The 25,696-nt window shown below is 49.4% G+C and carries 20 protein-coding genes; 14 read left to right on the forward strand and 6 right to left on the reverse strand.

Going from position 1 to position 25,696, the window contains the following annotated elements; genetic code table 11:
• Nucleotides 1-29: 29 nt before the first annotated feature.
• From H9Q13_RS07595 to fabG, 3 genes are all read right to left on the reverse strand, one after another.
• Nucleotides 30-638: a GNAT family N-acetyltransferase gene (locus tag H9Q13_RS07595; RefSeq protein ID WP_191183155.1), complete on the reverse strand. Its 609-nt coding sequence runs from the start codon at nucleotides 636-638 to the stop codon at nucleotides 30-32.
• A 2-nt stretch (nucleotides 639-640) separates the two neighbouring features.
• Complete coding sequence (locus tag H9Q13_RS07600; protein WP_191183156.1) at nucleotides 641-2,722, reverse strand: VWA domain-containing protein; 2,082 nt, start codon at nucleotides 2,720-2,722, stop codon at nucleotides 641-643.
• Between the two features lie 168 nt (nucleotides 2,723-2,890).
• Complete coding sequence (gene fabG, locus H9Q13_RS07605) at nucleotides 2,891-3,637, reverse strand: 3-oxoacyl-[acyl-carrier-protein] reductase (protein WP_191183157.1); 747 nt, start codon at nucleotides 3,635-3,637, stop codon at nucleotides 2,891-2,893.
• Nucleotides 3,638-3,915: 278 nt separating this feature from the next.
• On the opposite strand from fabG, the gene H9Q13_RS07610 reads away from it, so the two are divergent.
• The gene (locus H9Q13_RS07610; RefSeq protein WP_191183158.1) at nucleotides 3,916-5,250 is read left to right on the forward strand and encodes a peptidoglycan DD-metalloendopeptidase family protein; all 1,335 of its coding nucleotides are present in this window, start codon (nucleotides 3,916-3,918) and stop codon (nucleotides 5,248-5,250) included.
• Nucleotides 5,251-5,316: 66 nt separating this feature from the next.
• Here H9Q13_RS07610 and H9Q13_RS07615 read toward each other — a convergent pair whose 3' ends face one another.
• On the reverse strand, nucleotides 5,317-5,925 hold the full coding sequence (locus tag H9Q13_RS07615) for a tetratricopeptide repeat protein (RefSeq protein ID WP_191183159.1): 609 nt from the start codon (nucleotides 5,923-5,925) through the stop codon (nucleotides 5,317-5,319).
• A 213-nt stretch (nucleotides 5,926-6,138) separates the two neighbouring features.
• Here H9Q13_RS07615 and lpdA point away from each other — a divergent pair, with 213 nt between their 5' ends.
• From lpdA to H9Q13_RS07660, 9 genes are all read left to right on the forward strand, one after another.
• Nucleotides 6,139-7,533, forward strand: coding sequence for a dihydrolipoyl dehydrogenase (gene lpdA, locus H9Q13_RS07620; protein ID WP_191183160.1), 1,395 nt, complete (start codon nucleotides 6,139-6,141; stop codon nucleotides 7,531-7,533).
• A gap of 418 nt (nucleotides 7,534-7,951) precedes the next feature.
• On the forward strand, nucleotides 7,952-9,064 hold the full coding sequence (locus H9Q13_RS07625) for a fatty acid desaturase family protein (RefSeq protein ID WP_191183161.1): 1,113 nt from the start codon (nucleotides 7,952-7,954) through the stop codon (nucleotides 9,062-9,064).
• Nucleotides 9,065-9,304: 240 nt separating this feature from the next.
• Complete coding sequence (locus H9Q13_RS07630; RefSeq protein WP_191183162.1) at nucleotides 9,305-10,423, forward strand: fatty acid desaturase family protein; 1,119 nt, start codon at nucleotides 9,305-9,307, stop codon at nucleotides 10,421-10,423.
• 146 nt (nucleotides 10,424-10,569) lie between these two features.
• Nucleotides 10,570-11,799: a DEAD/DEAH box helicase gene (locus tag H9Q13_RS07635; RefSeq protein WP_191183163.1), complete on the forward strand. Its 1,230-nt coding sequence runs from the start codon at nucleotides 10,570-10,572 to the stop codon at nucleotides 11,797-11,799.
• Nucleotides 11,800-11,935: 136 nt separating this feature from the next.
• Entirely contained in the window at nucleotides 11,936-12,676 is a 741-nt protein-coding gene (locus H9Q13_RS07640; RefSeq protein ID WP_191183164.1) for a DUF6577 family protein, read from the forward strand.
• Between the two features lie 128 nt (nucleotides 12,677-12,804).
• Nucleotides 12,805-13,776, forward strand: a complete 972-nt coding sequence (locus H9Q13_RS07645; protein ID WP_224744140.1) for a nucleotidyl transferase AbiEii/AbiGii toxin family protein — start codon at nucleotides 12,805-12,807, stop codon at nucleotides 13,774-13,776.
• Nucleotides 13,777-13,801: 25 nt separating this feature from the next.
• Entirely contained in the window at nucleotides 13,802-15,736 is a 1,935-nt protein-coding gene (locus tag H9Q13_RS07650) for a class I SAM-dependent DNA methyltransferase (protein ID WP_191183166.1), read from the forward strand.
• The gene (locus H9Q13_RS07655) at nucleotides 15,736-17,037 is read left to right on the forward strand and encodes a restriction endonuclease subunit S (RefSeq protein ID WP_191183167.1); all 1,302 of its coding nucleotides are present in this window, start codon (nucleotides 15,736-15,738) and stop codon (nucleotides 17,035-17,037) included. The genes H9Q13_RS07650 and H9Q13_RS07655 overlap by 1 nt, the downstream gene beginning before the upstream one ends.
• 264 nt (nucleotides 17,038-17,301) lie before the next feature.
• Nucleotides 17,302-20,244, forward strand: a complete 2,943-nt coding sequence (locus H9Q13_RS07660) for a type I restriction endonuclease subunit R (RefSeq protein ID WP_191183168.1) — start codon at nucleotides 17,302-17,304, stop codon at nucleotides 20,242-20,244.
• 61 nt (nucleotides 20,245-20,305) lie between these two features.
• On the opposite strand, the gene H9Q13_RS07665 is transcribed toward H9Q13_RS07660, so the two are convergent.
• Complete coding sequence (locus H9Q13_RS07665) at nucleotides 20,306-20,542, reverse strand: glycine zipper domain-containing protein (RefSeq protein WP_317173882.1); 237 nt, start codon at nucleotides 20,540-20,542, stop codon at nucleotides 20,306-20,308.
• Between the two features lie 279 nt (nucleotides 20,543-20,821).
• Here H9Q13_RS07665 and H9Q13_RS07670 point away from each other — a divergent pair, with 279 nt between their 5' ends.
• A complete protein-coding gene (locus H9Q13_RS07670; protein WP_191183170.1) occupies nucleotides 20,822-21,343 on the forward strand; it encodes a GNAT family N-acetyltransferase in 522 nt (173 codons plus the stop codon).
• A gap of 55 nt (nucleotides 21,344-21,398) precedes the next feature.
• The gene (locus tag H9Q13_RS07675; protein WP_191183171.1) at nucleotides 21,399-21,848 is read left to right on the forward strand and encodes a hypothetical protein; all 450 of its coding nucleotides are present in this window, start codon (nucleotides 21,399-21,401) and stop codon (nucleotides 21,846-21,848) included.
• A gap of 39 nt (nucleotides 21,849-21,887) precedes the next feature.
• On the opposite strand, the gene H9Q13_RS07680 is transcribed toward H9Q13_RS07675, so the two are convergent.
• Entirely contained in the window at nucleotides 21,888-22,790 is a 903-nt protein-coding gene (locus H9Q13_RS07680; protein ID WP_191183172.1) for a DMT family transporter, read from the reverse strand.
• Between the two features lie 79 nt (nucleotides 22,791-22,869).
• Here H9Q13_RS07680 and H9Q13_RS07685 point away from each other — a divergent pair, with 79 nt between their 5' ends.
• Both H9Q13_RS07685 and H9Q13_RS07690 read left to right on the forward strand, forming a co-directional pair.
• Nucleotides 22,870-24,048: an AI-2E family transporter gene (locus H9Q13_RS07685; RefSeq protein ID WP_191183173.1), complete on the forward strand. Its 1,179-nt coding sequence runs from the start codon at nucleotides 22,870-22,872 to the stop codon at nucleotides 24,046-24,048.
• Between the two features lie 248 nt (nucleotides 24,049-24,296).
• A complete protein-coding gene (locus H9Q13_RS07690; protein ID WP_191183174.1) occupies nucleotides 24,297-25,565 on the forward strand; it encodes a replication-associated recombination protein A in 1,269 nt (422 codons plus the stop codon).
• Nucleotides 25,566-25,696: the final 131 nt, after the last annotated feature.

Genomic DNA, 25,696 nt, shown 5'->3' on the forward strand with positions numbered 1-25,696 from the left:
TAGAAAGTTAAAAAGTTAGAAAGGTATGGCTATACCTTCGCTTCCTGGATGTTATACCTAAGGTTCCAGAAAGTTTTCAGGCGGTCGTAGTCGGGGCGAATGATGGAGTAGAGTACCGAGTCTTCGTTCACGCCATCCACCACATAGTGTTCCCGCACGACCCCCTCCATTTGAAGACCGAAACGCTGCAATAGTCTGATGGAAGTCGTGTTGTAGTCGGCGGCCAGCGCTTCGATGCGGCGTAGTCCCATCTCCTCGAAACCGTAGGCCAGAATGGGGCCGAGCGCCTCAGTCATGTAGCCTTTCTTCTTGTAGGAATCGTCAAGCAGGTGATAACCAATTTCGGCACGGCGGTGACTCACGATCCAGGTATGGAAACCGCAGCGACCTATCACCGTACCGGTGCCTTTTTCCAGTATCCGGAAGTTCTTGAACGAGTGAAAATAAGTAGTCAGGCCTTCGCTAAACTTGTCTTTTTCCTCAGTCAACTTCTCCGCCTGCTTCAGACCCAAGTATGCCATGATCTCCTCGTCGCTGCACGCGGTGAAAAGGTGGTCATAAATCGCAGGCGTCAGCTCGCTCAGGTATAGGCGCTCTGTTTCCAGGACGACAGGTAGGGGCGCTGTTGGCTTTTTCATGATCAATAACTCCCATTGTATTTGCGTACAAACCACTCCGCGCATACCAGGGCGAGGAGCACGAAAAACAGCCACTTCATATCAATCAGGTCGTTGAGCGACTCGGATGAGTAAATCAGGTCTCTGTTTTCTGCATTCAGGAGGTCTTTCTCTAACTGCTGCAACTGCGCAGGGTAGTACAGGCGGGAACCCGTGTTGCTGCCCAACTGGTAAAGCAGATTATGGTCGGCCACGGCATGCAGCGCTTCCAATTGGAGTTCTTCCACCACAAATTCGCCTTTGTCCTGTTGCAGCGAACCGTTGATGCGGGCCGAGGCAGTGTAGGTATAGCGGCCGCCCGGCAACGAGCCAATGTTAACGCCGGATTGGTTCTCGCCATTGGCAAAGTTAAAGGACTTGGATTCCCCTTTGTCACCCGTTATTTTGAGCGTGATGTTCTGGCCATAGATCTGTTCCAGGGCTTCGTTGTAGGCTTCGGCCTCAAACCGTATCTCATCGGAGTTGGCGTACTCATTCTGCACCGGGTATACGTTCAGCCGCTTCTTGTTGCGCGGCGCCGTGAGTAGTTGCACCAGGTTCGTAATCAGCTTATCGTACACGGCGGCATTTTCGTGGTTGGCTGTCTCGGTGAGGCGCCACTGCCAGGTGCCGGAAGCCAGCAGGGCGGCATTGCGTTTGTCGCCAACCGTCTGCACGGTGAGCAAAGGTTTGTTAGTCCGCACCCTGCCTACCTGTTGGTATAGCACGGTTTCGGTGTTTGGTGTAAGCTGGTAATCGCCATAAGGCACTGTGGCCGGAGGGTATTGCCGCAGGCGCTCAGTAGCTTCTTCGGCTACTTTGAACGTGCTGAAACCCGGGTTGATGACGCTGGTCACCTCATCAAGCTGTCCCGGTGTGTTGATGCGTATACCTACGTTGAGGCGATTGAAACCACTGATGTCGCTTTGCGGCCCAATGATGTATAGGGCCGGCAGGTTTTTCTGCCGCACCAGGTTCAGGGCAGCCTCGCCACCCGGCGTACGGCCCGGCAATTGGTGCAGCACGGCCACATCATAATCCTGTTGCCTGAGTGTGGTGAGGCCAGGTATAAACAGCTCGGTCTCGTAGTTTTCGTTCGACTCGATGGCGGCGCGCAAGGCTTTGATGTCGGGATGCGGGGCGGCGGCGGCCACGAGTATCTTTATCTTTCCCTTTACCACATCGATGTAAGCGTTTTTGGTGTTGTTGAGCGTGGTGAACTCGCCTTGCTCTGGCAAAACCTCAACCTGATAGTGGCGTTTGCCCAGTCCGCTGGCCAGCACCCGAAACGGCACCTGCTGCATGGTCTCGTTTGGTTTCAGGCTGACAGTTTTGCGATCGAGCACCTTGCCGTTTTCTTTCAGCTGTACCGTCACGGTGGTGCCCCCAAAGCCTTGGTGCAGCAATTCTGCCTCCAGCGGAAAACGGTTGCCACTGTAGTTTACCTTGTTGTAGCGCAACGACGAGAGAATAATGTCCTTCTTGGGAATCGTGTCGCCAACAGCTATCGGGTAGATGGTGTAGGGATAGTTGGCATAGGTAGGAGAGGTGCCCTGGTTCACGATGCCATCCGATAAAAGCACAACGCCCGTGAGGTTCTGCTGCTCGAAGTCGCTGTGGATATTTTGGAGCAATTGGCTCAGGTTGGTCGATTCGGTTTTGAATTGAAGTTGGGCCAGATCCTGCGAGGGCTTCAAGTTACCCAATGTCCTTACCTTGGTTTGGATTCTCTTGTCCTCTAACCGGTTTCGGAGCTCCTGCAAACCTTGCTGCGCCTGTTTTAACTGCACCGAGTCAGAGAACAGGGCCACCGATTGTGAGTTGTCCACGGCGAAAACGATGGTTGGCTTTTGCGTGCTGGTGCTGACATAGCGAACCAGCGGCCCGAGCAACAGGAAACAAAGAAAGCTCACCACCACAAACCGCACCGCCGCCAGGGCATAGTTTATACCTTTCGACCAGGGCGTGCGCTTGCTGTAGAGCAGCCAGGCATAGAGTGCACCGACAGCGAGGCAAGCCAGGATCAGCCAGGGAGAATAGGTTGTTATAAGGCGGAAGGAATCCAAGTTAGTTAGAAAGTTTGGAAGTTAGAAAGTTAAGAAGTTTACATAAAGATAAAAGAAAAAGACCAATGCCACTAACGTAAACGTTACGGCATTGGTCTAAAATATGTAGCAGTCTTGGAGTTTAAGACATTTTGACTTTCTAACTTCCAAACTTTCTAACTCCTAAACTTATGTCAGCATCCCGCCATCTACCTGCAGCACCTGGCCGGAGATGTACGAAGACTGGTCAGAGGCAAGGAAAGCCACACAGTTGGCCACGTCCTCCGGCGTACCACCGCGCTTCAACGGGATAGCCTTTCTCCACTCGTCCACTACCTTTTGGTCCAGTTCGCCGGTCATCTCTGTCTCGATGAAGCCTGGGGCCACCGCATTGCAACGGATATTGCGTGAGCCAAGCTCCAACGCCACTGACTTGGTGAAACCGATGATGCCTGCCTTGGAAGCAGAGTAGTTGGCCTGTCCGGCGTTGCCTTTTATACCTACCACCGACGTGATGTTAATGATAGAACCGCTCTTGGCGCGCATCATGTGCTTGGTGGCACCTTTGGTCAGGTTGAAAACAGATTTCAGGTTGGTGTTGATTACTGCGTCCCACTGGTCCTCGGTCATGCGCATCAGCAGGCCGTCGCGCGTAATGCCGGCGTTGTTCACCAGGATGTCGATCTTGCCGAATTCAGCCACCACATCCTCGATCAGTTTCTCTGCCTGGGCCGTGTCAGAGGCGTCGGAACGGAAACCTTTGGCTTTGCCGCCATTGGCAGTCAGTTCCTGCTCCAGCGCTTGTCCTTTTTCTACACTTGACAGGTAGGTGAATGCTACCTCAGCGCCCATTTCCACCAGCTTCTCGGCGATGGCGCGGCCTATACCTTTTGATGCACCTGTTACCAGGGCTACTTTTCCTTCTAATGCTTTCATAGGCGCCAAAGTTATAAAAGATTTTTTTATTCAGAATAGTAACAGCAGGCTACAGAATTAATTGTCGCCATTTTTCTGAAAATAAGCGGGTTATCCCTCTTTCAGCTAAAATATAGTGCAAATGTGATCAGGAGTTTTCAGGGGGCTTGTTGCTATATCATGTTTCAAAAATTGAATGGCAACATGTTTATAATCTGAATATTGTAATTGAGGTGATTTTTATTTCTATGGGATAAACCATATTTTTGTACCATTCTTCCAATCAAAAGTACCCTGTAATGTTCAAACGAAGTGTCGGACTAGCCATCCTGATCGCAGTTTCGCTTTTTGTGTTTCTTACCGCAGCGCAAACCATCAGCTTTAAAACTGAAAGCATCAACAACTTAGAAAAAGAGCCGGATTCAGCTCCTGAAGCAGTAAAAGAACAGCCAGCCCCTGTCATTTTCGGCATCCCGACCGACACGCTCGAAATAGTAGGAGGTACAGTAGAAAGGGGCGAGAACCTCTCGCAGATCTTAGCTGATTTCAACATCTCACCAACCACCATCGACTTACTGGCCCGCAAATCAAAAGACATCTACAATGTAAGGCGCATCAATGCCAAACGAAATTACTTTATTCTGCATGCCCGGGACTCTGCCCAAACTGCCCGTTATTTTATCTATGAACCCAACGAAGTGGAGTATGTGATCTATGACCTGAACGGAGAACTGGACGTGCGCCTGGAGAAGCGGGAAATAGAAGTAGTGGAGCGTGCCATTGCCGGTTTCATACAGAGTTCTTTATTTGAGTCGATTCTCGCGGCAGGGGGCTCCCCGCAATTGGTGAATCACTTCGCCGATATTTACGCCTGGCGCCTTAACCTGAGCCGCCTGCAGCCCGGCGACAGCTTTAAGCTGATCTATGACGAAAAGATGGTGAATGGCAATACCATTGGGTTCGGCAAGATAAAAGCTGCCTACTTTGAGCACGAGGGCAAGCCGCTTTATGCCATTGCTTTTGATCAGGGGGGTAAGAAAAATGCCTACTACGACCAGGACGGAAAAAGCCTGAAGAAAGCGTTCCTGCGTGAGCCGCTGGAGTACAGCCGCATCAGCTCACGTTTTACCATGAACCGTTTCCACCCGGTGCAAAAACGCTACAAGCCGCACCTGGGTACCGACTTTGCCGCACCGCGAGGGACTCCTATCCGGACAGTGGGCGAGGGCGTAGTGGTCGAAGCAGCCTACACCAGAGGCAACGGCTATTATGTAAAGATCAAGCATAATAAGACTTATACCACCCAGTACCTGCACATGTCCAAATTTGCCAAAGGCATTAGAAAGGGCCGGCATGTGGTGCAGGGCCAGACCATTGGCTATGTGGGCAGCACAGGCCTGGCAACAGGACCGCACCTATGCTACCGCTTCTGGAAGAACGGCAGGCAGGTAGATGCCCTCAAAGTAAAACTGCCATCTGCACATCCGATCGATAAAAAGCACATGGCTGCCTTTGAGCAACTGAAAGCCGAGATAGAAGGCAAGATGCTGGCCATTGAGCTAAAAAATATTCAGCCTAAAGAGCTACTGGCGGCAGACAAGCCTGGAAAAGCGTCAGGTGAAGAAGGGGCATAACATTTGTTTTTACTATAATGAAAAAAGGGCGCTGCAAAGCGCCCTTTTTTGTGAAAGCAAGGAAAATTATTTGCAGTAATTTTTCAGATACCTCTCTGCCTCCTTCACCCCAAGTTGGCTGGCTTTGGTCCAGTCGGCGCAGGCACCGGGTTTGTCTTCCAGAAAATACTTCGTGGCTCCTCTGTTATAGATGGCCTCGGCATAGTCGGGTTGGAGTGTGACTGCCCGGTTATAGTCGATGAGGGAGCTGCGGTAATCTTTGAGGGCATAGCGCACCATGCCGCGGCTGTGGTAGGTCTTGGCCTGCTTCTGGTCTAGCTTCACGGCATTGTTGTAGTCGATTAAGGCCCCTTGGAAATCCTGAAGGTTATACCTGGAAAGGCCGCGGCTTGTCCAGGCCTCCAGATGCGTCGGATCCAGCGCAAGGGCCGCCGTAAAGTCCTCAATGGCACCCCGGTAGTCGAGCAGGCGGTCTTTGGCAATGCCCCGGTTTGTGAGCGTAACCACATGGTCCGGGTCCAGTTTCAATACCTCGTTGTAATCTTTGATGGCATCGGCATACTTGCCTGCCTTAAACTTCTTGTTGCCTGACAGGAAAAGCTCCAGCGGAGACTTCTGCGCCAAAGCTGAAAATGAGAGCAGTACAGATATAAACAGCAGTAAAAATTTTTTCATGTGATAAGCCGAAACGAAGGTATAGGGCGTGCAAATTACAACAGTTGAGAGGAATAGAGTGCCCGGCAGGCCGATTGTGTGGCAATTTCTTTATATAATAAAGAGTATTTCTTTACAAAGTTATATTTGTTGTGAGGCAGGAATGCTTTAGAAGTGGTTTTGTGAAGTTGGGATTATCGTTTAATTTTGCTCATCATTTAAAAATAAGAAACTATGGCATCAAAATACGATTTGTTAGTGCTTGGTAGTGGACCGGGTGGTTATGTGGCGGCTATCCGCGCTTCACAGCTGGGTATGAAAGTAGGTGTGATTGAGCGTGAGTCGCTGGGCGGCATCTGTTTGAACTGGGGCTGTATCCCGACCAAAGCCTTGCTTAAAAGCGCAAACGTGTTCGAATACATCAACCATGCAGCTGACTACGGCATTACGATCGGAGAGGCCTCTGTAGACTTCAATGCGGTGATCAAGCGTAGCCGCGGCGTGGCCGATGGCATGAGCAAGGGCATTCAGTTCCTGTTCCGCAAAAACAAGATCGACGCGATTATGGGTACTGGTAAACTGGTAGCCAAAGGAAAGATCGAAGTAACGGACGCGGAAGGCAAAAAAGACACCGTAGAAGCAGATCACATTATCCTGGCGACGGGAGCACGCTCACGCGAGTTGCCTAACCTGCCGATCGACGGCAAAAAGATCATCGGTTACCGTCAGGCCATGGCCCTGGATAAAATGCCGGAGAGCATGGTCGTGGTAGGCTCTGGCGCTATCGGCGTAGAGTTCGCCTATTTCTACAATGCCATGGGCACAAAAGTGACGGTTGTGGAATACATGCCGAACATTGTGCCGGTAGAGGACGAGGAAGTTTCGCGTCAGTTGGCCAAGTCTTTCAAAAAGGCAGGCATCAACATCATGACTGAATCTTCGGTAGAGTCTGTCGATACTAGCGGTGATATCTGCAAAGTAAAAGTGAAGACTGCGAAAGGCGAAGAAACCCTGGAAGCAGAGGTGGTGCTTTCGGCGGTAGGTATACAGACCAACCTCGAGAACATTGGCCTTGAGGAGCTGGGCATTAACGTAGACCGCGGTCGTGTGGTGGTGGACGAGTACTACAAGACCAACGTGGACGGCATCTATGCCATCGGTGACATCGTGCCGGGCCCTGCGCTGGCACACGTAGCTTCAGCTGAGGGTATCATCTGCGTGGAGGCTATCACGGGTCACGATCCGGAGCCTTTGAACTATGGCAACATACCGGGCTGTACCTATTGCTCTCCTGAGATCGCTTCTGTTGGCCTGACCGAGAAAGCCGCACGTGAGCAAGGTCTTGAGATTAAAGTGGGTAAATTCCCATTCTCGGCTTCCGGCAAGGCCAGCGCCGCCGGAGCCAAAGACGGCTTCGTGAAAGTGATCTTCGACGCTAAGTATGGTGAGTTCCTGGGCGCGCACATGATCGGTGCGAACGTGACAGAGATGATTGCCGAGGTGGTGGTAGCCCGCAAACTGGAGACGACGGGCCACGAGATCATCAAGTCTGTGCACCCGCACCCAACCATGAGCGAAGCCATCATGGAAGCTGCCGCAGCCGCTTACGACGAAGTGATTCACTTGTAAGCCCTCATAAGGCAAAACGAAAAATGAGGCCTGACCGGATTTCCAGTCAGGCCTCTTTGTTTGAGCGGGTTTGAGGTTTTGATCTTCAAAAGCAAAGCAGTAGTCCTGTTTTAAATGTCACTACGATCTGACATATAGCAAAAATGCACTCATTGAGTCTAGTGGATGAGCACCAAGGGTGTAAACTTAAGTATTAAATGCTATCTTGCATACTTAGCTGATTTTGAATAGAACCTTTCTGCTATTTATTGATCAGATTTAAAGTATTGGTAGGTCAGTAGGTATAAATACGTATTTGCGTTGTGGCTATCTGAACTTATAGTTTGCCGATTACCTTTATTACAATAGCTGCAATTCACTCTTTGAGCCTTTCTGCCCCTACGTGTGAGTTATAATTCTATCACGTATCGCCCTTTATATGAAGCTCAAAAGCAAAGTAAAATTTGTTAATAAAGACAAAAACCTGTTTTTTCCGACACTTCGCAAACGAGTAGATCACTACTTCCAGGAGAATAACATATCCAGAACTGCTAACACGACGATGATCATCAAGAGTATCGTGCTGCTGCTTTGCTATATATTGCCCTTTGTGATGGTTTTGGCTTTTCAGCCTGCGTGGCCGCTTAGCCTGCTGCTTTGGTTTGTGATGGGACTGGGCGTGGCAGGTATAGGCATGAGTGTGATGCACGACGCCAACCACGGTGCCTTCTCCAAAAGCAAGCGAATCAACGACCTGATGGGGCATACCTTAAACCTGGTGGGCGGCTCGGCATTTAACTGGAAGCTGCAGCACAACATCCTGCACCATACCTATACCAATGTCGTGGAAATGGACGAGGATATACAGGACAGACTGGTGCTGCGTTTCAACCCCCATAGCAAGGTTAAGTTCTTCCACCAGCTGCAGTGGGTATACGCCTTCGTTTTTTACGGCCTCCTAACGCTCTATTGGGTGGTAGCCAAAGATTTCGTGCAATATGGCCTTTTCATCAAAAACGGTGTGAACACCAATACCGCCGCTGAGAACAGAAACTGGCTTCTGAAGCTGGTGGCGATGAAGGCGCTGTACTTTTTCATTGTGTTGGGCGTGCCTACCTTGTTTTTTGGAATTCCGTTTGTGCAGGTGCTGATTGGCTTTCTGCTGATGCATTTTGTGGCCGGTATTGTGCTCACGGTGGTGTTCCAGCTGGCGCATACGGTGGAGGGGACCAGTCACCCACGCCCCGATGAGCATGGCCGCATCGAAAACGACTGGGCCATACACCAAATGAACACAACTGTGAACTTTTCGCGCCACAGCAAGTTATTGTCGTGGTATGTGGGGGGACTTAATTTCCAGATCGAGCATCACCTGTTCCCGCGTGTTTGCCACGTGCACTATCCGGCCATCGCCGAAATAGTGAAAGAGACGGCAGCCGAATTCGACATCCCTTACCTCGAAAACGAGACGTTTGGGCAGGCCGTCCGGTCGCATATCGCCACGCTACACCGTTTCGGCAGGTTGCCGGACATGAATGAGGCTATTGGCTAAAAATCAAATATGACACCGGACGCTTATCAGATCGCATTTCCCTTTTATATTTGCGTCCGCTTTGCGCATCCATCCGCTTGTACTGGCATTCGAAGGAGTCTTTTTTCTCAGACTTTAAGGTGCCGACAGCAGGATTAACCAGAATTAGGTAAGGTATAAACGATTAACATACCGTTCGTCACCTTCGTAAAACCTAGTGCTGATTGTGCGGCCCGTATTACATACTATCAAGATTATTAAATGAAGCTTAAAGGCAAAGTAAAATTCGTAAACAAAGACAAAAGCCTCTTTTTTCCGACGCTCCGCAAACGTGTGGACGCCTACTTTACAGAAAATAACCTGCCTAAATCAGGCAATTCCCATATCCTCATCAAGAGCATCGTGCTGTTACTGCTCTATGTGGTGCCCTTCGTACTATTGCTTGCCCTTACACCGGGTCTGGTCTTTAGCCTGGTCCTATGGTTTGTGATGGGCATTGGTGTGGCCGGAGTGGCCATGAGCGTGATGCACGACGCCAACCACGGGGCTTTCTCTAAGAGCAAAACACTGAACTACCTGATGGCGCACTCTGTGAACCTGTTGGGTGCCTCCGCTTTTAACTGGAAGCTGCAGCACAACATCCTGCACCATACCTATACCAATGTAGTGGAGATGGACGAGGACATCGATGATATGGTTTTCATGCGCTTCTCGCCGCATACCAACGTGCGTTTTTTCCATAAGGTACAGTGGGTTTATGCCTTCTTCTTTTATGGTTTGCTGACGCTGTACTGGGTGATTCTGAAGGATTTTCTGCAGTTCTTCCGGTTTATCAGAAGCGGTGTAAACGCCAACTCCAAAGCGCAGAACACGAGTGCCTTCCTGAAAATCGTAGCATTTAAGGTGCTGTATTTCTTCTCGATCCTGGTGGCTCCAACGCTAATCTTCGGTATACCCTTCCTGGAAGTGCTGCTTGGCTTCGTGCTGATGCATTTTGTGGCCGGCATCATCCTTTCTACTGTGTTCCAGTTGGCGCATACAGTGGAGGGTACCAGCCATCCGCTACCATCAGAAACCGGCGTGATCGAGAACGATTGGGCCATTCACCAACTCAACACGACGGCAAATTTCTCGCGCAAGAGCAAGCTGCTTTCCTGGTATGTGGGCGGCCTGAACTTCCAGATCGAGCATCATTTGTTCCCGCGTATCAGCCATGTGCACTATCCGGCCATCGCCGAAATCGTGAAAGAGACGGCAGCCGAGTTTAACCTCACTTACCTGGAAAGCAAGACCTTTGTAGAGGCGGTGCGTTCGCACCTGAGCACCCTGCACCGTTTTGGAAGATTGCGCCTGCCCAACCTGAATGAGGTGATGGCCTAATCGCATAAGATTTGAACGAGAAACGGCGGGAAAAATATTCCCGCCGTTTTTTGTTGTGCCCAGGTATAGCGCCATGTGTCGCATCCCCATACCTTTGTAAACCAAATTGCCGGCCTGCTTGGCCTGCCTTTATACCGCACGCCCCCATGAATTTTAAAGCATTACACTTGATTTCCCCGATTCTACAGGCCCTGGAAGAAGAAGGCTATTCCCAGCCCACACCTATCCAGGTCCAGGCCATACCAGAGGTGCTGCAGGGGCGCGACCTGCTGGCTTCTGCCCAAACGGGCACGGGCAAGACAGCGGCCTTCGCGCTCCCAATTCTCCAGTTGCTGCATCAGCAAACCACGACTGCCCCGCCTACAATCCGGGCGCTGATTCTCACGCCGACCCGAGAGCTGGCGAGTCAGGTGGCGGAAAGTTTCGCGGCTTATGGCAGGTATACCGGGCTGAAGCATTTGGCGGTGTATGGTGGTGTGCCCTACAAAGTACAGACCGAGGCGCTGCAGGCAGGTATAGATATCCTGGTGGCCACCCCAGGCCGTCTGCTGGATTTACTGGATCAGGGCTTTGTGGACTTGAAGCAGGTGCAATTGCTGGTGCTCGATGAGGCGGATCGTATGCTGGACATGGGCTTTGTGCAGGACATACAACGGGTGCTGCAGGTTATACCTGAGAAGCGCCAGACCCTGTTCTTTACGGCGACCATGGCGCCTGAAGTCGCAAAGCTGGCAAAAAAGATACTCACAGCACCTGTAAACGTGGAAGTGAGTCCGGCGTCTTCACCGGCGGGCACTATCCGGCAGGAGCTGTATTATGTGAAGAAGGCCAACAAAACACCCTTGCTCCTGTATTTGTTGCAGCAGGCAAGTAGAGCGCGAACGCTGGTTTTTATGCGCACCAAAGAGGGAGCCGACAAACTGGCCAAAGAACTGAACGCGGCAGGTATAGCAGCCGAAGCCATACACGCCGACAGAGCGCAACGCGACCGGGAGCGGGTACTGGAGAGCTTCAAGCAGAACGAAACCCAGGTGCTGGTCGCGACCGACGTGGCAGCCAGAGGCATAGATGTAGAGGAGTTGCCCTATGTCATCAATTACGAACTGCCCTTTGAGCCCGAAACCTATGTGCACCGCATCGGCCGCACCGGCAGGGCAGGGGCTGCAGGTATAGCCATCTCATTTTGCGGGGCCAGCGAAACGCCGCTGCTCATCGCCATCCAAAACCTCACGGGCAAGGCTATACCTGTGGTCGATCAGCATCCATACCCACTCACAGCCCAGGACTTTATGGAAGCGGCTTCGTCTTCATCCGCTAAAAGCGAGAAGCGCAAGGGGGCAGGAAGAGGCGGAAAAGGGAAACGGGGGAGGAGATAAAACCCAAAAAGCTGCCTTGTCTTCTAGACCTTTGAGTGTCTTATTAGCTGCGAAGCAAATGTAATGAATCAAATAATCGGCAGTAAATTTGATTTACTGCCGATTATTTGATTCATTTGAGTACATAAAAATATGATTGATAATCGATAAAAAACTCCACATATCTGAACTTAAAAAGGAATTTAAAGAAGCAGAAGCCTTTTCTACTTCTGATATCTCCTCCTTTTATGAAAGCATTGGTGATAATGCACCAATGAGCACAATTTATTGGAGAGTACATCATTTAGTGGATAAAGGGGTAATTCAGCGCATTGGTCACGGTTTATATAAAATTGGCAAGGAAATAAGCTTTGAGCCTGAAATAGGTAGGCGAGAAGTTACTATTTATAATCATCTTAAAAGGGACTTACCTTTTCTCGATTGCTGCATTTGGAACTTGGATGCTATTAAAGAATTTGTGCAGCATATTCCTAATGTCAAGTTTACTATTGTAGAAGTAGAGCGGCACTCTGTAGAGTCTGTTTATTATCTGCTGGAAGAAAAGTATAAATATGTCTTCTATAAGTCTTCCAAGGACTTGCGAAATGCATATGTACATGGGGTGCAAAATGCCATACTTGTCCGGCCGTTGGTAACAGAAGCCCCTGTGCAGGAAACTGGCAAGGTAACAACAGTTACACTTGAGAAACTCCTGGTTGATGTAATGTTTGACGATGAATTCGAATTCCTGAGAGGTTTTGAGATGACGCACATCTTTAGGAATGCTTTTGAAAAGTACACCATTAACCAGAGTAAAATGCTGCGATACGCCGCTAGGAAGCAGAAAAAAGAAGAGTTGACCACTTTTTTAAAAAACTATAATTTGGCAGTAATTTAAGTTTACTGCCGAAAATTTGAAATATGATTTCTCAAAAGTCTTTAGATATAGACTGGCTTTCTGAAGTGTCTAAAAAGAACAGGAAAGCTGATAAAATTCTAGTTGAAAAGGTAATAAGGGCTTTGCTTTTGCTGGAAGGATTAGTGGAAGCAAAGCTGCCTTTTGTGTTTAAGGGCGGAACGGCTTTGATGCTGATGTTGGGGAGCACGAAAAGACTATCCATCGATATCGATGTCATTATGCCGGAGAAGACGGAAGAGATGGAGGCCGCATTTGAAGATATACTTTCAGCCAAGGGCTTTAACCGTTTCGAACTGCATGAGAGAAACCAGAACTCTGACATTGAAAAGGCACATTACAAATTCTACTATACACCTGCGCACAAAACCAACCAGGTAGAAGAGTATATATTATTGGATATACTTTTCGAGAAGCCGGCTTATCAGAATATTATTTCTATACCTGTGGACTCTGCTTTTGTGCAGCAGGAAGGCGAGCCGCTCATGGTACAGGTGCCTTCGTTTGAGGATATTCTAGGGGATAAGCTGACAGCCTTTGCCCCTAACACAACAGGTATACCTTACGAGAAGAATGGGCATAGTCGGGCCATGGAAATCATCAAGCAGATGTACGACATCGGCTGCATTTGTGCACACGCTGAAGATGGCGAAGTAGTATGTGCAACTTTCAATGCATTTGCAACAACTGAACTTGGTTACAGGAATCTAGAACTGCTGCCAGCCGATGTGCTGGATGATATCTATGATACAGCGCTCACAATTTGCACCAAAGGCCAAAGTGGTAAAGGTAATTATGCGGCACTAAGTAGAGGTATAACGCAGATAAAGAACTTTATATTTTCAGAGAACTACCACCCAGATAGAGCCATTGTGTGTGCCTCAAAGGCAGCTTATCTGGCAATTATTGTAAAAGCAGGCGGCAAGACAATAGAGAAGTACACAGACACTAAGCAGATGGCTGACTGGGTAATTGAGCAACCTTTCGACACCAAACTGAACAAGCTGAAGAAGTCGAATCCGGAGGCATTCTTTTACTGGTACAAAATTTACGAACTCCAAAAAGCATTGGCAGAGAAATAACTTGCCACAGCCATATACTAACCCCATGATAAACCGAGACACCGATATAAGCAAAGAAGTTGGCCTGATCTGGAACACCGCCAACGACGTGCTGCGCGATATTTTTAAGCGCAACGAATACCCCGATATTATTTACCCGATGGTGCTCATCCGTAGGATTGAGAACGTGTGGGAACAGAAAAAGCAGGAAATTATCGAAGAACTTAGGGACAGCCTGAAGGCGCTTCCGCAAGAGGTACAGCAAAAGATTGTAAGCGACAAACTGTTGCAGGAGCTCAAGTTCGATAATACCAGCGGTGAAACCCTGAAGAGCCTGGAAGGCAAGAGCGAGACCAGCCTGAAAAACGAATTTATTTCTTACCTGAACGGCTATACCGACAACATCCGAGAGATTATCGAAAAATCTGGGATAAAGGCGCACCTGACCAAGCTGCACTCCGAGAAGATACTTTACAGCCTGATCAAGAATTTTTCGGAGATAGACCTGAACCCAGCAGATGTATCCAACATAAAAATGGGGTACATTTTTGAGGAGCTGGTGCGCAAGTTCTCGGAGCAGAACAACGAGGAAGCCGGGGAGCACTATACACCACGCGAGGTGATTGACTTGATGATACAGCTGCTGGGTATGGACGAGGACGGTATAAAAGATGGCGAACTGAAGACCATCTACGACCCGGCCTGCGGTACAGGCGGTATGCTTACGGCAGCCAAAGAGTACATCGAAAAGCATATCAACCCGAAAGCCAACGTACGCATTTACGGACAGGAGGTAAACGACAAAACCTGGGCCATTGCCGAAGCCGACCTTATACTGAAAGGCGAGATAGCCGAAATAAAGAAAGGTGATACCCTAACCGACGACGGCTTTGTTGGCGAGCAGTTTGATTACATGCTCTCGAACCCGCCTTATGGCAAAAGCTGGAAAAACATCAAAAGCAAAGTGATAGCCAACAGCAATGGCCGCTTCCACGATACCATGCTGCCGCGCTCTTCGGACGGGCAGTTGCTGTTTACGCTGCACATGATCTCTAAAATGAAACCTGCCGAAATGGGTGGCTCCAAAATTGCCATCGTGCACAACGGCTCGCCACTTTTCTCGGGCGATGCAGGCTCTGGCGAGAGTGAGATACGCAAGTTCATCATCGAGAACGACTGGCTGGAGACCATTGTGGCGCTGCCAACCGACCTGTTTTACAATACCGGCATTGCCACCTACATTTGGATACTGCGAAACAACAAGCAGGGCACGGAGCGCGATGGCAAGTTTCAGCTGATAAACGGTACCAGCTTCTGGAAAAAACGCCAGCGCAGCCTGGGCAACAAACGCAAAGATATTACAGAGCGCCAGATAGAAGACATCGTGCAGCTGCACAAAGACTTTACCGAGGGCGAATTCTCCAAAATATACGACCAACACGATTTTGCTTACCGCAAAGTATACCTGGACCTGGAAGAGCTGGACGAAGACGGACTGCCTGCCTACGAAACTTTAGTGGCCAGTATACCGCAGGGCAAACTGAAACTATACTTCGAGGCCGATGCCAAAACCCTGAAGGAAATGCTGAGCAAAGAGCAGGAGGAAGAGGTGAAGAACTATACACTAAAGCTAAAGCCCGATACCGAATTTACCGACAAGTATAACACCCCAGACCGGCAGCTGACTATAAACAAGCGCGTAAACGGCAACCGCCTGAGTTTTATGGCAACGGTGCGCGTGCCTAAAATAGTGAAAGACACCGAGATTATACCCTGGAAAGAGGATGTGGAGGCATTTCTGAACCGCGAGGTAGAAAAGTGCTGGACAATAACCAAACAAGAGAAAGGCTACGAAGTACCGTTCAACAAAGAGTTTTACGTGTACCAGCCGCTGCGCGAGCTGCAGGAGGTACTGGGCGAGTTTGTGGCGCTGGAACAGGAGAACAAAGCATTGTTGAACGACTTAGGACTTACCCTGTAATGGAGGAATACGATTTCTATAAAGATAGCGGTGTTGAGTGGATCGGGGAAATTCCGGAACATTGGGAGGTCAGAAAATTGGGTAGCCAATTTTCTGACATTGGTAGTGGAACAACACCAGAAGCTGGCAGCCCGAGATACTACGAAAATGGCACAACTCCTTGGTTAAATACAGGAGACTTGAATGATGACATTTTAAACTCATGTCAGAAAAGCGTAACTGAACTTGCTATGCAAGATCATTCTGTGCTCAAGGTGTACCCAAAAGGAACTTTAGTGATGGCAATGTACGGAGCAACTATAGGTAAACTTTGTATACTTAACTTTTATGCCTGTACTAACCAAGCGTGTTGCGCTATCAACAACAGCCATACTTTAAGTATAAAGTACACTTTCTACTGGTTGCTTGGTTTTAGAGATGAAATTATTAGGAGAGCCTACGGTGGGGGCCAACCTAACATAAGTCAGGATGTAATACGGAGACTTAAAATTGCTATACCTAATCACTCCGAACAAAAAGCCATTGTTCTATACTTAGACGACCACACGCAGAAGCTCGACAAGCTGATTAAAAATAAGAAGAAGCAGATAGCGCGACTGAAAGAGCTGCGTCAGATCGAAATAAACAAAGCCGTTACCAAAGGCCTTAACCCCGATGTGCTCCTAAAAGATAGCGGCGTAGAATGGCTCGGCAAGATTCCGGAACATTGGGAGGTGAAGCGTGGTAAGAACATTCTTGGGCTCGTAAGCGAAAGAGCTACAGGTGACAGAAACAAAATCGCTTTAGAAAATATAATAAGTGGGTTAGGTAAACTTGTCGAATCTGATTCAGTATTTGAAGGCGAAGGTATAGCTTTTGAAAAAGACGATATACTTTACGGCAAATTAAGACCATACTTAGCAAAGGTACATAAAGCAGAAGAATCAGGGGCAGCTGTCGGAGACTTCTATGTCTTTAGGTGCAAGTACAAAATATACCCAGGCTATGCTTTCTATACTTTGCTGAATCAGGCTTTCACGGATATAGCTTCTAACTCAACGTATGGCGCAAAAATGCCAAGGGTAAGCTGGGATTTTATTGCTAACCTGTCATTTTCTGTACCAAACTCTGAAGAGCAAAAAGCCGTTGCTTTATACTTGGACAAGTATACTTCAGCTATTGACCAGACCATTACCAACCTAGAAGCCCAGATCAGCCAGCTACAGGAAGTGCGGAAGATAGAGATATTTAGTGCCGTAACGGGAAAGGTAAAAGTGCCGGCCCGTTATTTCGAGCAGCAGGAGGCAGGAGTAGTTGTCTGAATCATCGAGGGCCCCAACCCCCAGGATTTACAGGATTTTAGGATTGGCAGAATTCAGGGATTTAGAAGAATTGCTCTTTTGCGAAATCCTGTAAATCCCTGAATCCTGAAAATTCTGATTCTGATAATTTGCCAGTGCATAATTCGAACATGTCGCGACCTGTCCCTACAAAGGTTAATCGTTGCCATAAAACCTGTTTAATAGGAATTACACTATTTATTTCGATATTTATACTCTAAAAACAAGCCAACCATTTCACAGCGCATGCCAAAGCCAAATGAAACCGCCTTTGAGAACCATTTTTGCCATCAGCTGGAGGTAGCTGGTTTTGACAAGCGTCACCACAAAGATATCGCCCAAAACCTTTGCCTGCACACTGATGAACTGGTAGAGTTTCTGAAGGCAACGCAGCCGGAGAAATTACAGCAGCTTAAAACAGAATATGGCCAGACGTGGCGCAGCGAAATAGCCGACAAGCTAAACAAGGCGCTCCAAAGCAAGCGCCTGTTCCAGATCCTAAAAGACGGTCTTGAAATAAACTCTCAGATACACCTGAACCTGGTCTACTTTGCACCTGCAAAAGCTAGCGATACAAGGCAAAAGGCACTACACTTAAAAAACCGCTTCAGCTATATTAGGCAGTACCATTTCGAGAGCGGTAACCAGCACGGCACCACCGATCATAAAAAATCTGTAGACATTGTGTTGTTCCTGAATGGTTTCGCCATCGTGTCTATCGAGCTCAAAAACATTGGCACTAGCGGTAGCTATAGCGAGGCCATCAAGCAATACCTGCAACGCGACTTAAGCCTGCCTGTGTTCACGCTACCGTTTCTGCATATCGTCTGCGATAACGAAACAGCCATGATGGCAGCCTCTTTTGGCCGTCCGCCATCTGCCGAAGATTTCAGGCCGTTTAACAAAGTGATACTGCGCACCCCTGAAAATGCCTGGCAAGATAAAAAGGAGTATCCGGTGCATTACCTGTACCACGAAGTGCTGTTGCCGGAGTCGCTGCTTAACTACATCGAAACCTACCTTTACTCGGGCAAGCACAGCAACTGGATATTTCCGCGTTATCACCAACAGCGCAGCGTACGCCGCATCTGTTCCGATATTGCCGGGCAAGTAGAGCGTACCGGCACACTTAACTTACGCTACCTGGTGCAGCACTCTACTGGTTCTGGTAAGAGTAATACCATTGTGTGGCTCGTACAAAACCTGCGCAACCTGCATGTAAACAATACCCGCCTTTTTGATAGCGTGGTGGTACTAACCGACCGCGTAAACTTAGATGGCCAGATATCCGACAACTTTAAAGGCGCCATCGACAGCACCGGTGTTGTGGCTTACACCGATAAAACATCGGGAAGCAACATCACGCTAAAAGATGCCCTGCAGAAAAACTATAAAGTAGTAGTATCTACTATTCACAAGTTCTCGCACCTGAAGGATCTTGAAAACCAGACTGGCAAAAAGATATGCGTGATCATTGACGAAGGACACCGCAGTCAGGAAGGCAACCTGCACGAAAAAATGACCGATACCTTTGATGCAGGCACCGGAGACGAACTGGAAAAACTGGCTGGCGATATAACAAAAAAAGTATATCCCAACCTCTGCTTTATCGGCCTTACCGCCACCCCAAGCGATTTAACACTGGAGCGTTTTGGCCGCAAAAACGAAAAGGGGGAATGGGAGCCATTTGATGTTTACTCTATGGATGAAGCCATAGCAGAAGGCTACATTCTAGATGTGGTAAAGAATGTAATTGCATACGAAACGCTCTACGAACTCAACTACAAATACGATAGCGAAAAGGAATACCCGCCCCTGCAGATCTACAGCGCTTTAAAGAAAAAGGCTTTTGAAGATGACGAGGTGATCAAAGAGAAGTGCGGTATAATTGCCACCACATTTAAGAAGCAGACGGCGAATAAAATTAATGGCCTTGCCAAAGCCATGGTAGTCACCAGCAGCCGATTGGCTGCCGTAAAGTATAAACTTTTTATGGATGAGGTGCTGCAGAAGAGAGGGCTGAAGTATAAAACGCTGGTTGCCTTTAGCGGTACTATACATCACAACGGGCAAAACTTCACCGAAGCTGGCATGAACGCAGCCGTGCTGCAGGAGCGTAAGCTGGAAGAAGCCTTTGAGAAAGATGGTACCATCCGTTTCCTAATAGTTGCCAATAAATATCAGACAGGCTTTGATGAACCGCTGCTGCACACCATGTTCCTGGATAAATCTATGTCGGACCCGAAAAACATTGTGCAGACCCTAAGCCGCCTGAACCGCACCGCACCAGGCAAAGATGACACACTCACGGTAGATTTTACCAACTCTTACGACAACATTATTGCCGCTTTCAAAAAATACCAGAAGCAGGTAACCAGCCATAAAGATGCCAGACCAGAAGACCTGTACGAACTGAAGAACGAGCTGTTAAAGAAAGGTGTGTTTACGGCTGTAGATGTGGAAGAGTGCTTGGCTTTGTACCATAGCGAAAAGGGCGAAGATGCGGCAGCACTTTACGCATACTTAGTCTTCATCAAAAAAGCTGTAGAAGCTAAACTTGATGTTGAAGAGAGAAGAGTATTTCGCACTCTGTTGAGCCGGTATGTGAACTTTTTCAGTTACATCCGCACTTTGTTCCATATTCCGCAAGGCGAACTGCACGAGTTGTACCTGTTCTCCAGCCTGCTTTATAAGTACCTGGATACGACCATGACAGCTGCTGAACTAGAGGCAGAAATGCGCCATGTGAAGTTAAAAAACTATGACATTTCCAAAGTTGATGTTACCACAGCGGAGGAAGATGAAGACGATGGTGAAGGAGGAGAAGGAAGTGGTAATAATGGCGGTAATGTAACGTCGGTTTCTAAAATGGCTACTGTAGCGGAAGTGGTAGAGATCATCAATCTGCGCTTTCAGGAGAAGGTTTCACCGGAAGGTGCAGAGGTTATAGAAGGTTATGCCAATAGTATGGCCTTGAACGAAGAACTGGCCGCTGACATCCGCAACAACGCCGATAAGAACCCGGAAGAGCTTTACCAGAAAATTATTAAAGACAAGCTGGTGAAATATTACACAGATTATATAATAAAGAACAACCCGCTAAAGTATAGCGAGCTGACCGATGAACGTGTGCTGAGCCTTGTGAGTAAGGCTACTTACCAGATGCTGCGCGGCAGGCTGGGTGTGTAAAAACAAAAAAAGCTGCCAGAATCCCGGGCAGCTTTTTTTAGTTTATGTTGACAGGTATAGCCTATAGTTCATTTTGGTTTTCGCGGTTTTCCCGTTCGCGTTGACGTTCCTTTTTCTTCTTGTCCTTTTTGCGGCCTATGGCACCGCCACCAACCGCACCGGCTGTGCCTCCAATTACGGCACCTTTCGTGCCCCCCACGGCAGCGCCCGTTGCGGCACCTGCTGCACCTCCTATTACGGCGCCCTTCTTCTTACTGCTCCATCCGTCTGTGCCAGCGCAACTACCTAGTAGAAACACCGACAAAATTGTAAAACATACTATCCTTAAGTTTTTCATATTTTGTTGATTTTCTGTGAGTTAAATACGATTTTAAGCAGTCGTGAGTTGTGTTGTAAACGTATTGGCAGATAGGGTTCTGCGCTGTATGGTTCCAGAATATCAGAATGAGGGATACCCCAAGTCACCGGTTTTTTCTATTATTTGGATAAGAAGTGGCGACTGGGCGTCACAAAATAGTAAGCTTCGCAGTATAAAGGCTGTTTTCGGTATAAACCAACCCGGATTGACCTACCCCTTATGACAGATATTGCCATACTGCCCTGCAGCACAAATGACCTGGCCTTGCTCCAGCGAATTGCCCTTGCCGCCTACGACGATCACTACACCTATCTGTGGCAGGATGGTGGAGCGTGGTACAAAGCACATTATTTTACAGAAGAAGCCTTAAGCGCTGAGTTGACCGACCCCAATACAGCCTTTTTCCTGATCTATCAGCAGGATGAGCCGGTCGGTTTCCTGAAGCTAAACAAGGACAAGGCGCTGGAGGGCTACACCGACGCGGAGTGCCTGGAGTTGGAGCGGCTATACCTGCTGGAGCGTGCTTCAGGTATAGGTATAGGCAAGTGGGCCATTGATTTTACCATGCAATATGCCCTCGAGCAAGGCAAAAGCATCGTGTGGCTCAAGGCGATGGACAGCAGCCGGTCAGTAGAGTTTTACGAACACAACGGCTTTACGAAATGCGGTACCCACGAACTCGACTTTGAGCAAATGAAGGAGATGTACCGGGGTATGATCGTCATGAAAAGGGAAGTCTGATGATGCACCGAAGCGTTTCTATGTATACCTTTGGAAGGAAGCAAAACCTCCTTTTATGAAATACGCTTTTCCGCTGCTGACACTCTGTGCCCTCATATTTGGCTGCAACAGGAGCGAGCCCGAGCACACTTCCAGCAGACTTGAACAGCCCGCCTATGACATGAGCACCTGGGTAAAAGCCGACCTGGAGTGTGAGGAACTGCGCAACGCCGACGAGGACGACCCACAGGCAGTGGTGTACCTCAACCAGCTGGAAACAAGCTACCTGATCGACACAGTCTATACCTGCTCCGTCATTGCTCCGGAGATGTACCGCACCTACGACATTCCGCGGAATGCCCTTTCGGCTTGTGGGGGCTGGTGGGCCGGCAGCGGTCATTTTTACTATACCCTGCAGGAGGGCGACAGCATTGCGGTTATGCATGCTTACCGCATACAGCACGACAGCCTTGGCTTTGAGTATAAACTGAAGCAGCGCTTGCCGGCCATGTATTCCGCCGAATAAAATCCTGTTAGCAGCTCAAACCCTACTATGTTGCCTGCCCTAGGCTGTTTTCTGGAGCACATTCTGTTTGGAGTGGCTCACCATGTATACTCCTGCGAAGATCAGCAACGCATACAGGGCTTTCTGCAGTGTAAACACATCTTTACCCAATGCAATGGCGATGATAATGGCCAGCACCGGCTGCAAATAAATGTAGGCGCCCACCAGCGAGGGATTGGCATAGCGTAGCGACCAGGTGTTCAGCAGATAGGTCAGGATAGTCACCGCCACCACCATGAACACGAGGGCCAGCCAGATAGAAGTCGGCAGCGCACTGTAGTCCGGTTCCAGCACCTGCTGAAAGCCAAACGGGATCACGATAACGGCACCCACCGTAAACACACGGGCCACCACCGTAATCGCTTTATACTTCTGCATAAGCGGTTTTACCAGCACCAGGTACATGCCAAATGAGACGGCGTTGAGTATAATGAGCAGGTCACCGTACATGTTGCCGGTCGTGCCCTCGCCGCGTGAGTGACTGATGAGCAGCAAGGCACCAAAGCAGGCCGCCACTATACCTGTCACTTTGCGCCAGCCCACACGCTCCTTCAGCAGCAGCGCCGAAAACAGCAACACTACCACCGGGATGATCACCATGAGCAGCGCCGCGTTGATGGGGGCCGTCAGGTTGAGGCCCGCAAAAAAGCAGAGTTGGTTCACGGCTATACCTGTCACGCCGCAGGCAATGGCCCGCAGGTTATCGGCGCGCCCCACGATCTTCTCCTTCACCAACAGCCGCGACAGTATGCCGAAAAAGATCGCTGCCGAAACCACCCGAATCAGAATCAGGCCAAAAGGACCGACATACTCAGGCATCACCTCCTTGGCAATGCTGTAATTGCTCCCGTAGATAAGCGCCACCAGAAAAAGCGCCACATGCACCTGCACCTGTTTACTCATGCCACAAAGGTACGTTGTTATTTGGTCAGTACCGTATAAGGAAAACCGATAGAAATTTTACGCTAAAATCAACTGCTACATGAAGGAAATGCCCATTACCGTTAGAAGGGCCATCGAAATTACAGGACTGTTTTTTCTGGGTTGGATTATCGTGCTAGGTAGGGGACTGCTGGCCCCCCTGCTGATGGCCTTTTTTATCAGTATCATGCTGCTGCCCGTTTACCGGTTTTTCAGGAACCGGAAGTTTCCGGAGGCCGTCGCCATCGGCGTCAGCCTGCTGGCTCTGATCGTGGCGCTGGGCCTGATCATCTGGTTTTTCTCGTCCCAGATCAGCATCCTGATCCGGGATTTCCCGGCGATCCAGAAGAACGTGATGCAGCACCTGAACTCCCTGAGCAGCTGGATCGGCAGCCATACCCCTTTTTCGTCGCAGGAGCAGATTAACTTTATAAGCGAGCAGAGCAACAACATGCTCACCTATGCCGGGGGGCTGCTGGGCGGTGTGGCGGGCGGCGTAACGGGTACGGTCATCTTCATTGGTCTCCTGCCGATTTACATATTTCTGCTGCTCTTCTACAAGAACCTGCTGCTGCGCTTTGTCTTCCTATGGTTCCCCCGCGAGAGCCACGAGAAGGTAGAAGAGACATTGGGTGAAATGCAGGTCATCATCAAAAGCTATTTGTTCGGCTTGCTCATCCAGATCACTTACATGACCATTTTGCTGGGTGGTATCCTGATGCTCATTGGCATTAAGCATGCCCTGCTCATCGGGATCATTTTCGCCTTCCTCAACCTGATTCCGTATGTGGGGGCCTTGCTTGGCAATATCATCGGGGTGCTGCTTACACTGGCTTCGTCATCGGAGCTTTGGCCGATCGTTGCGGTGCTGGGAACCATTGCGGCAGTGCAGTTTGTGGACAATAACATCCTGATGCCCCGTATCGTGGGTTCCAAAGTCAAGATCAATGCCCTGGCTACCATCGTGGGTGTGATCGTGGGGGGCGAGATAGCAGGTATAGCCGGCATGTTCCTTTCCCTGCCTGTTATTGCCATGCTCAAAGTGGTGTTCGACAGGAGTGAGCAGTTCAAGCAGTGGGGCGTGCTGTTCGGCGATGAGCGCCCTACCCTCAGTCCTATGGGAGTCCCGGTGCTCCGCTGGGACACCAAGGCTGTCCGGCAAAAGTTGGAGCAGGAAAATGAAATAGAGCCGCCCTTCGAAGGGAAGAAAGGCGACAGACCTGAGAAGGAGCAAGGTTAAAATGGTTTACCCGTCTGGCAAGTGCCTTTTCAGGTATAGCTTATCAAGCTAATGAAACAATAAGATGGGTTTGACTTATGACCCGCTGGTTTCTTCGACCAATGGGTAGAAGATTCAATCCTTGTCCGTAACAATTAGTTCGTAGCAAGGCTGGCGGGACGGTAGTTGGCGCAAGCGTTCATTCCCTGCCGCTTTGCCCTCAAATTCGTAACTTTGTTTTTGATCGATTCCGGAGAAAAAAAGAGCAGATGATTCACCCGAACATACCGCTTGCCGAGCGCATGCGACCCCATAACCTGGACCAGTATTATGGCCAGAAACACCTGGTAGGCCCTACCGGCATACTCCGCCGTTACATCGAGGGCGGCGTGATTCCCAGCATGATCCTGTGGGGGCCTCCCGGGGTAGGCAAAACCACACTGGCCAACATCATCGCCAATCAGATGAAAGTGCCCTTCGTGGCTCTGAGTGCCATTAACTCCGGCGTAAAGGACATCCGGGAAGTAATTGAGCAGGCCAAGAAGCGACAAGGCACTGTGCTGTTCATCGACGAGATTCACCGCTTCAACAAGTCGCAGCAGGATGCGCTTTTGGGTGCGGTGGAAAAAGGCACGGTAACGCTGGTGGGCGCTACTACCGAAAATCCCTCTTTTGAGGTGATATCGGCTTTGTTGTCGCGTTGCCAGGTATACATCCTCCAGCATCTCACCAAAGACGAACTGATCGAACTGGTGGACAAAGCACTGGCACACGACGAATGGATGCGCCACCGCAAGGTGCGGGTAGAGGAGTACGAGGCGCTGCTGACCATCTCGGGAGGGGATGCCCGCAAGCTGCTCAACCTGCTCGAGATCGTGGCCGAAGGCGTGAAAGCAGACGAGGTGGTGGTGACCAACGAACTGGTGAAGCAGGTAGCGCAGCAGAACATCGTGATGTATGACAAATCCGGCGAGATGCACTACGACCTGGTATCGGCTTTCATCAAATCCATCCGCGGCTCCGACCCTAATGCGGCCGTATATTGGCTGGCGCGCATGATCGAGGGGGGCGAGGACCCGAAGTTCATTGCCCGCCGTCTGCTCATCGCTTCTTCTGAAGACATTGGCTTGGCTAATGCGAACGCCTTGCTTATGGCCACCAACTGTTTTCAGGCGGTGCAGATGATCGGCTACCCGGAGGCGGAAATCATTCTCTCGCAATGCACCGTATACCTGGCCACCTCGCCTAAAAGCAATGCCTCCTACAAGGCCATTAAGCAGGCACGACAGTTGGTGCAGCAGACCGGCAACCTGCCCGTGCCGCTGCACATCCGCAACGCCCCCACCAAACTGATGAAGGAGATCGGCTATGGCAACAACTACAAATACGCCCACGACTACGACGGCAATTTTGTGGAGCAGGAGTTTATGCCGCAGGAACTCAGCAATACCGCCCTGTACCAACCCGGCAACAACGGCCGCGAAGTCGAAATGCGCAAACAGCTACAAGCGCAATGGGGAAAAAAGTACAGATATTAGGAGTTGGGGAGTTTGAGAGTTGGGAAGTTAGAAAGTTTGGAAGTTAAAAAGGTGCAGTTTTCTTCATTCGGAAAGGGCACGGTTTTTCCGAATCGTGCGCAGGCATCATTTAACCTTGCAGCCCCATTCCC

Source organism: Pontibacter aquaedesilientis, from assembly GCF_014773225.1.
GTDB lineage: Bacteria > Bacteroidota > Bacteroidia > Cytophagales > Hymenobacteraceae > Pontibacter > Pontibacter aquaedesilientis.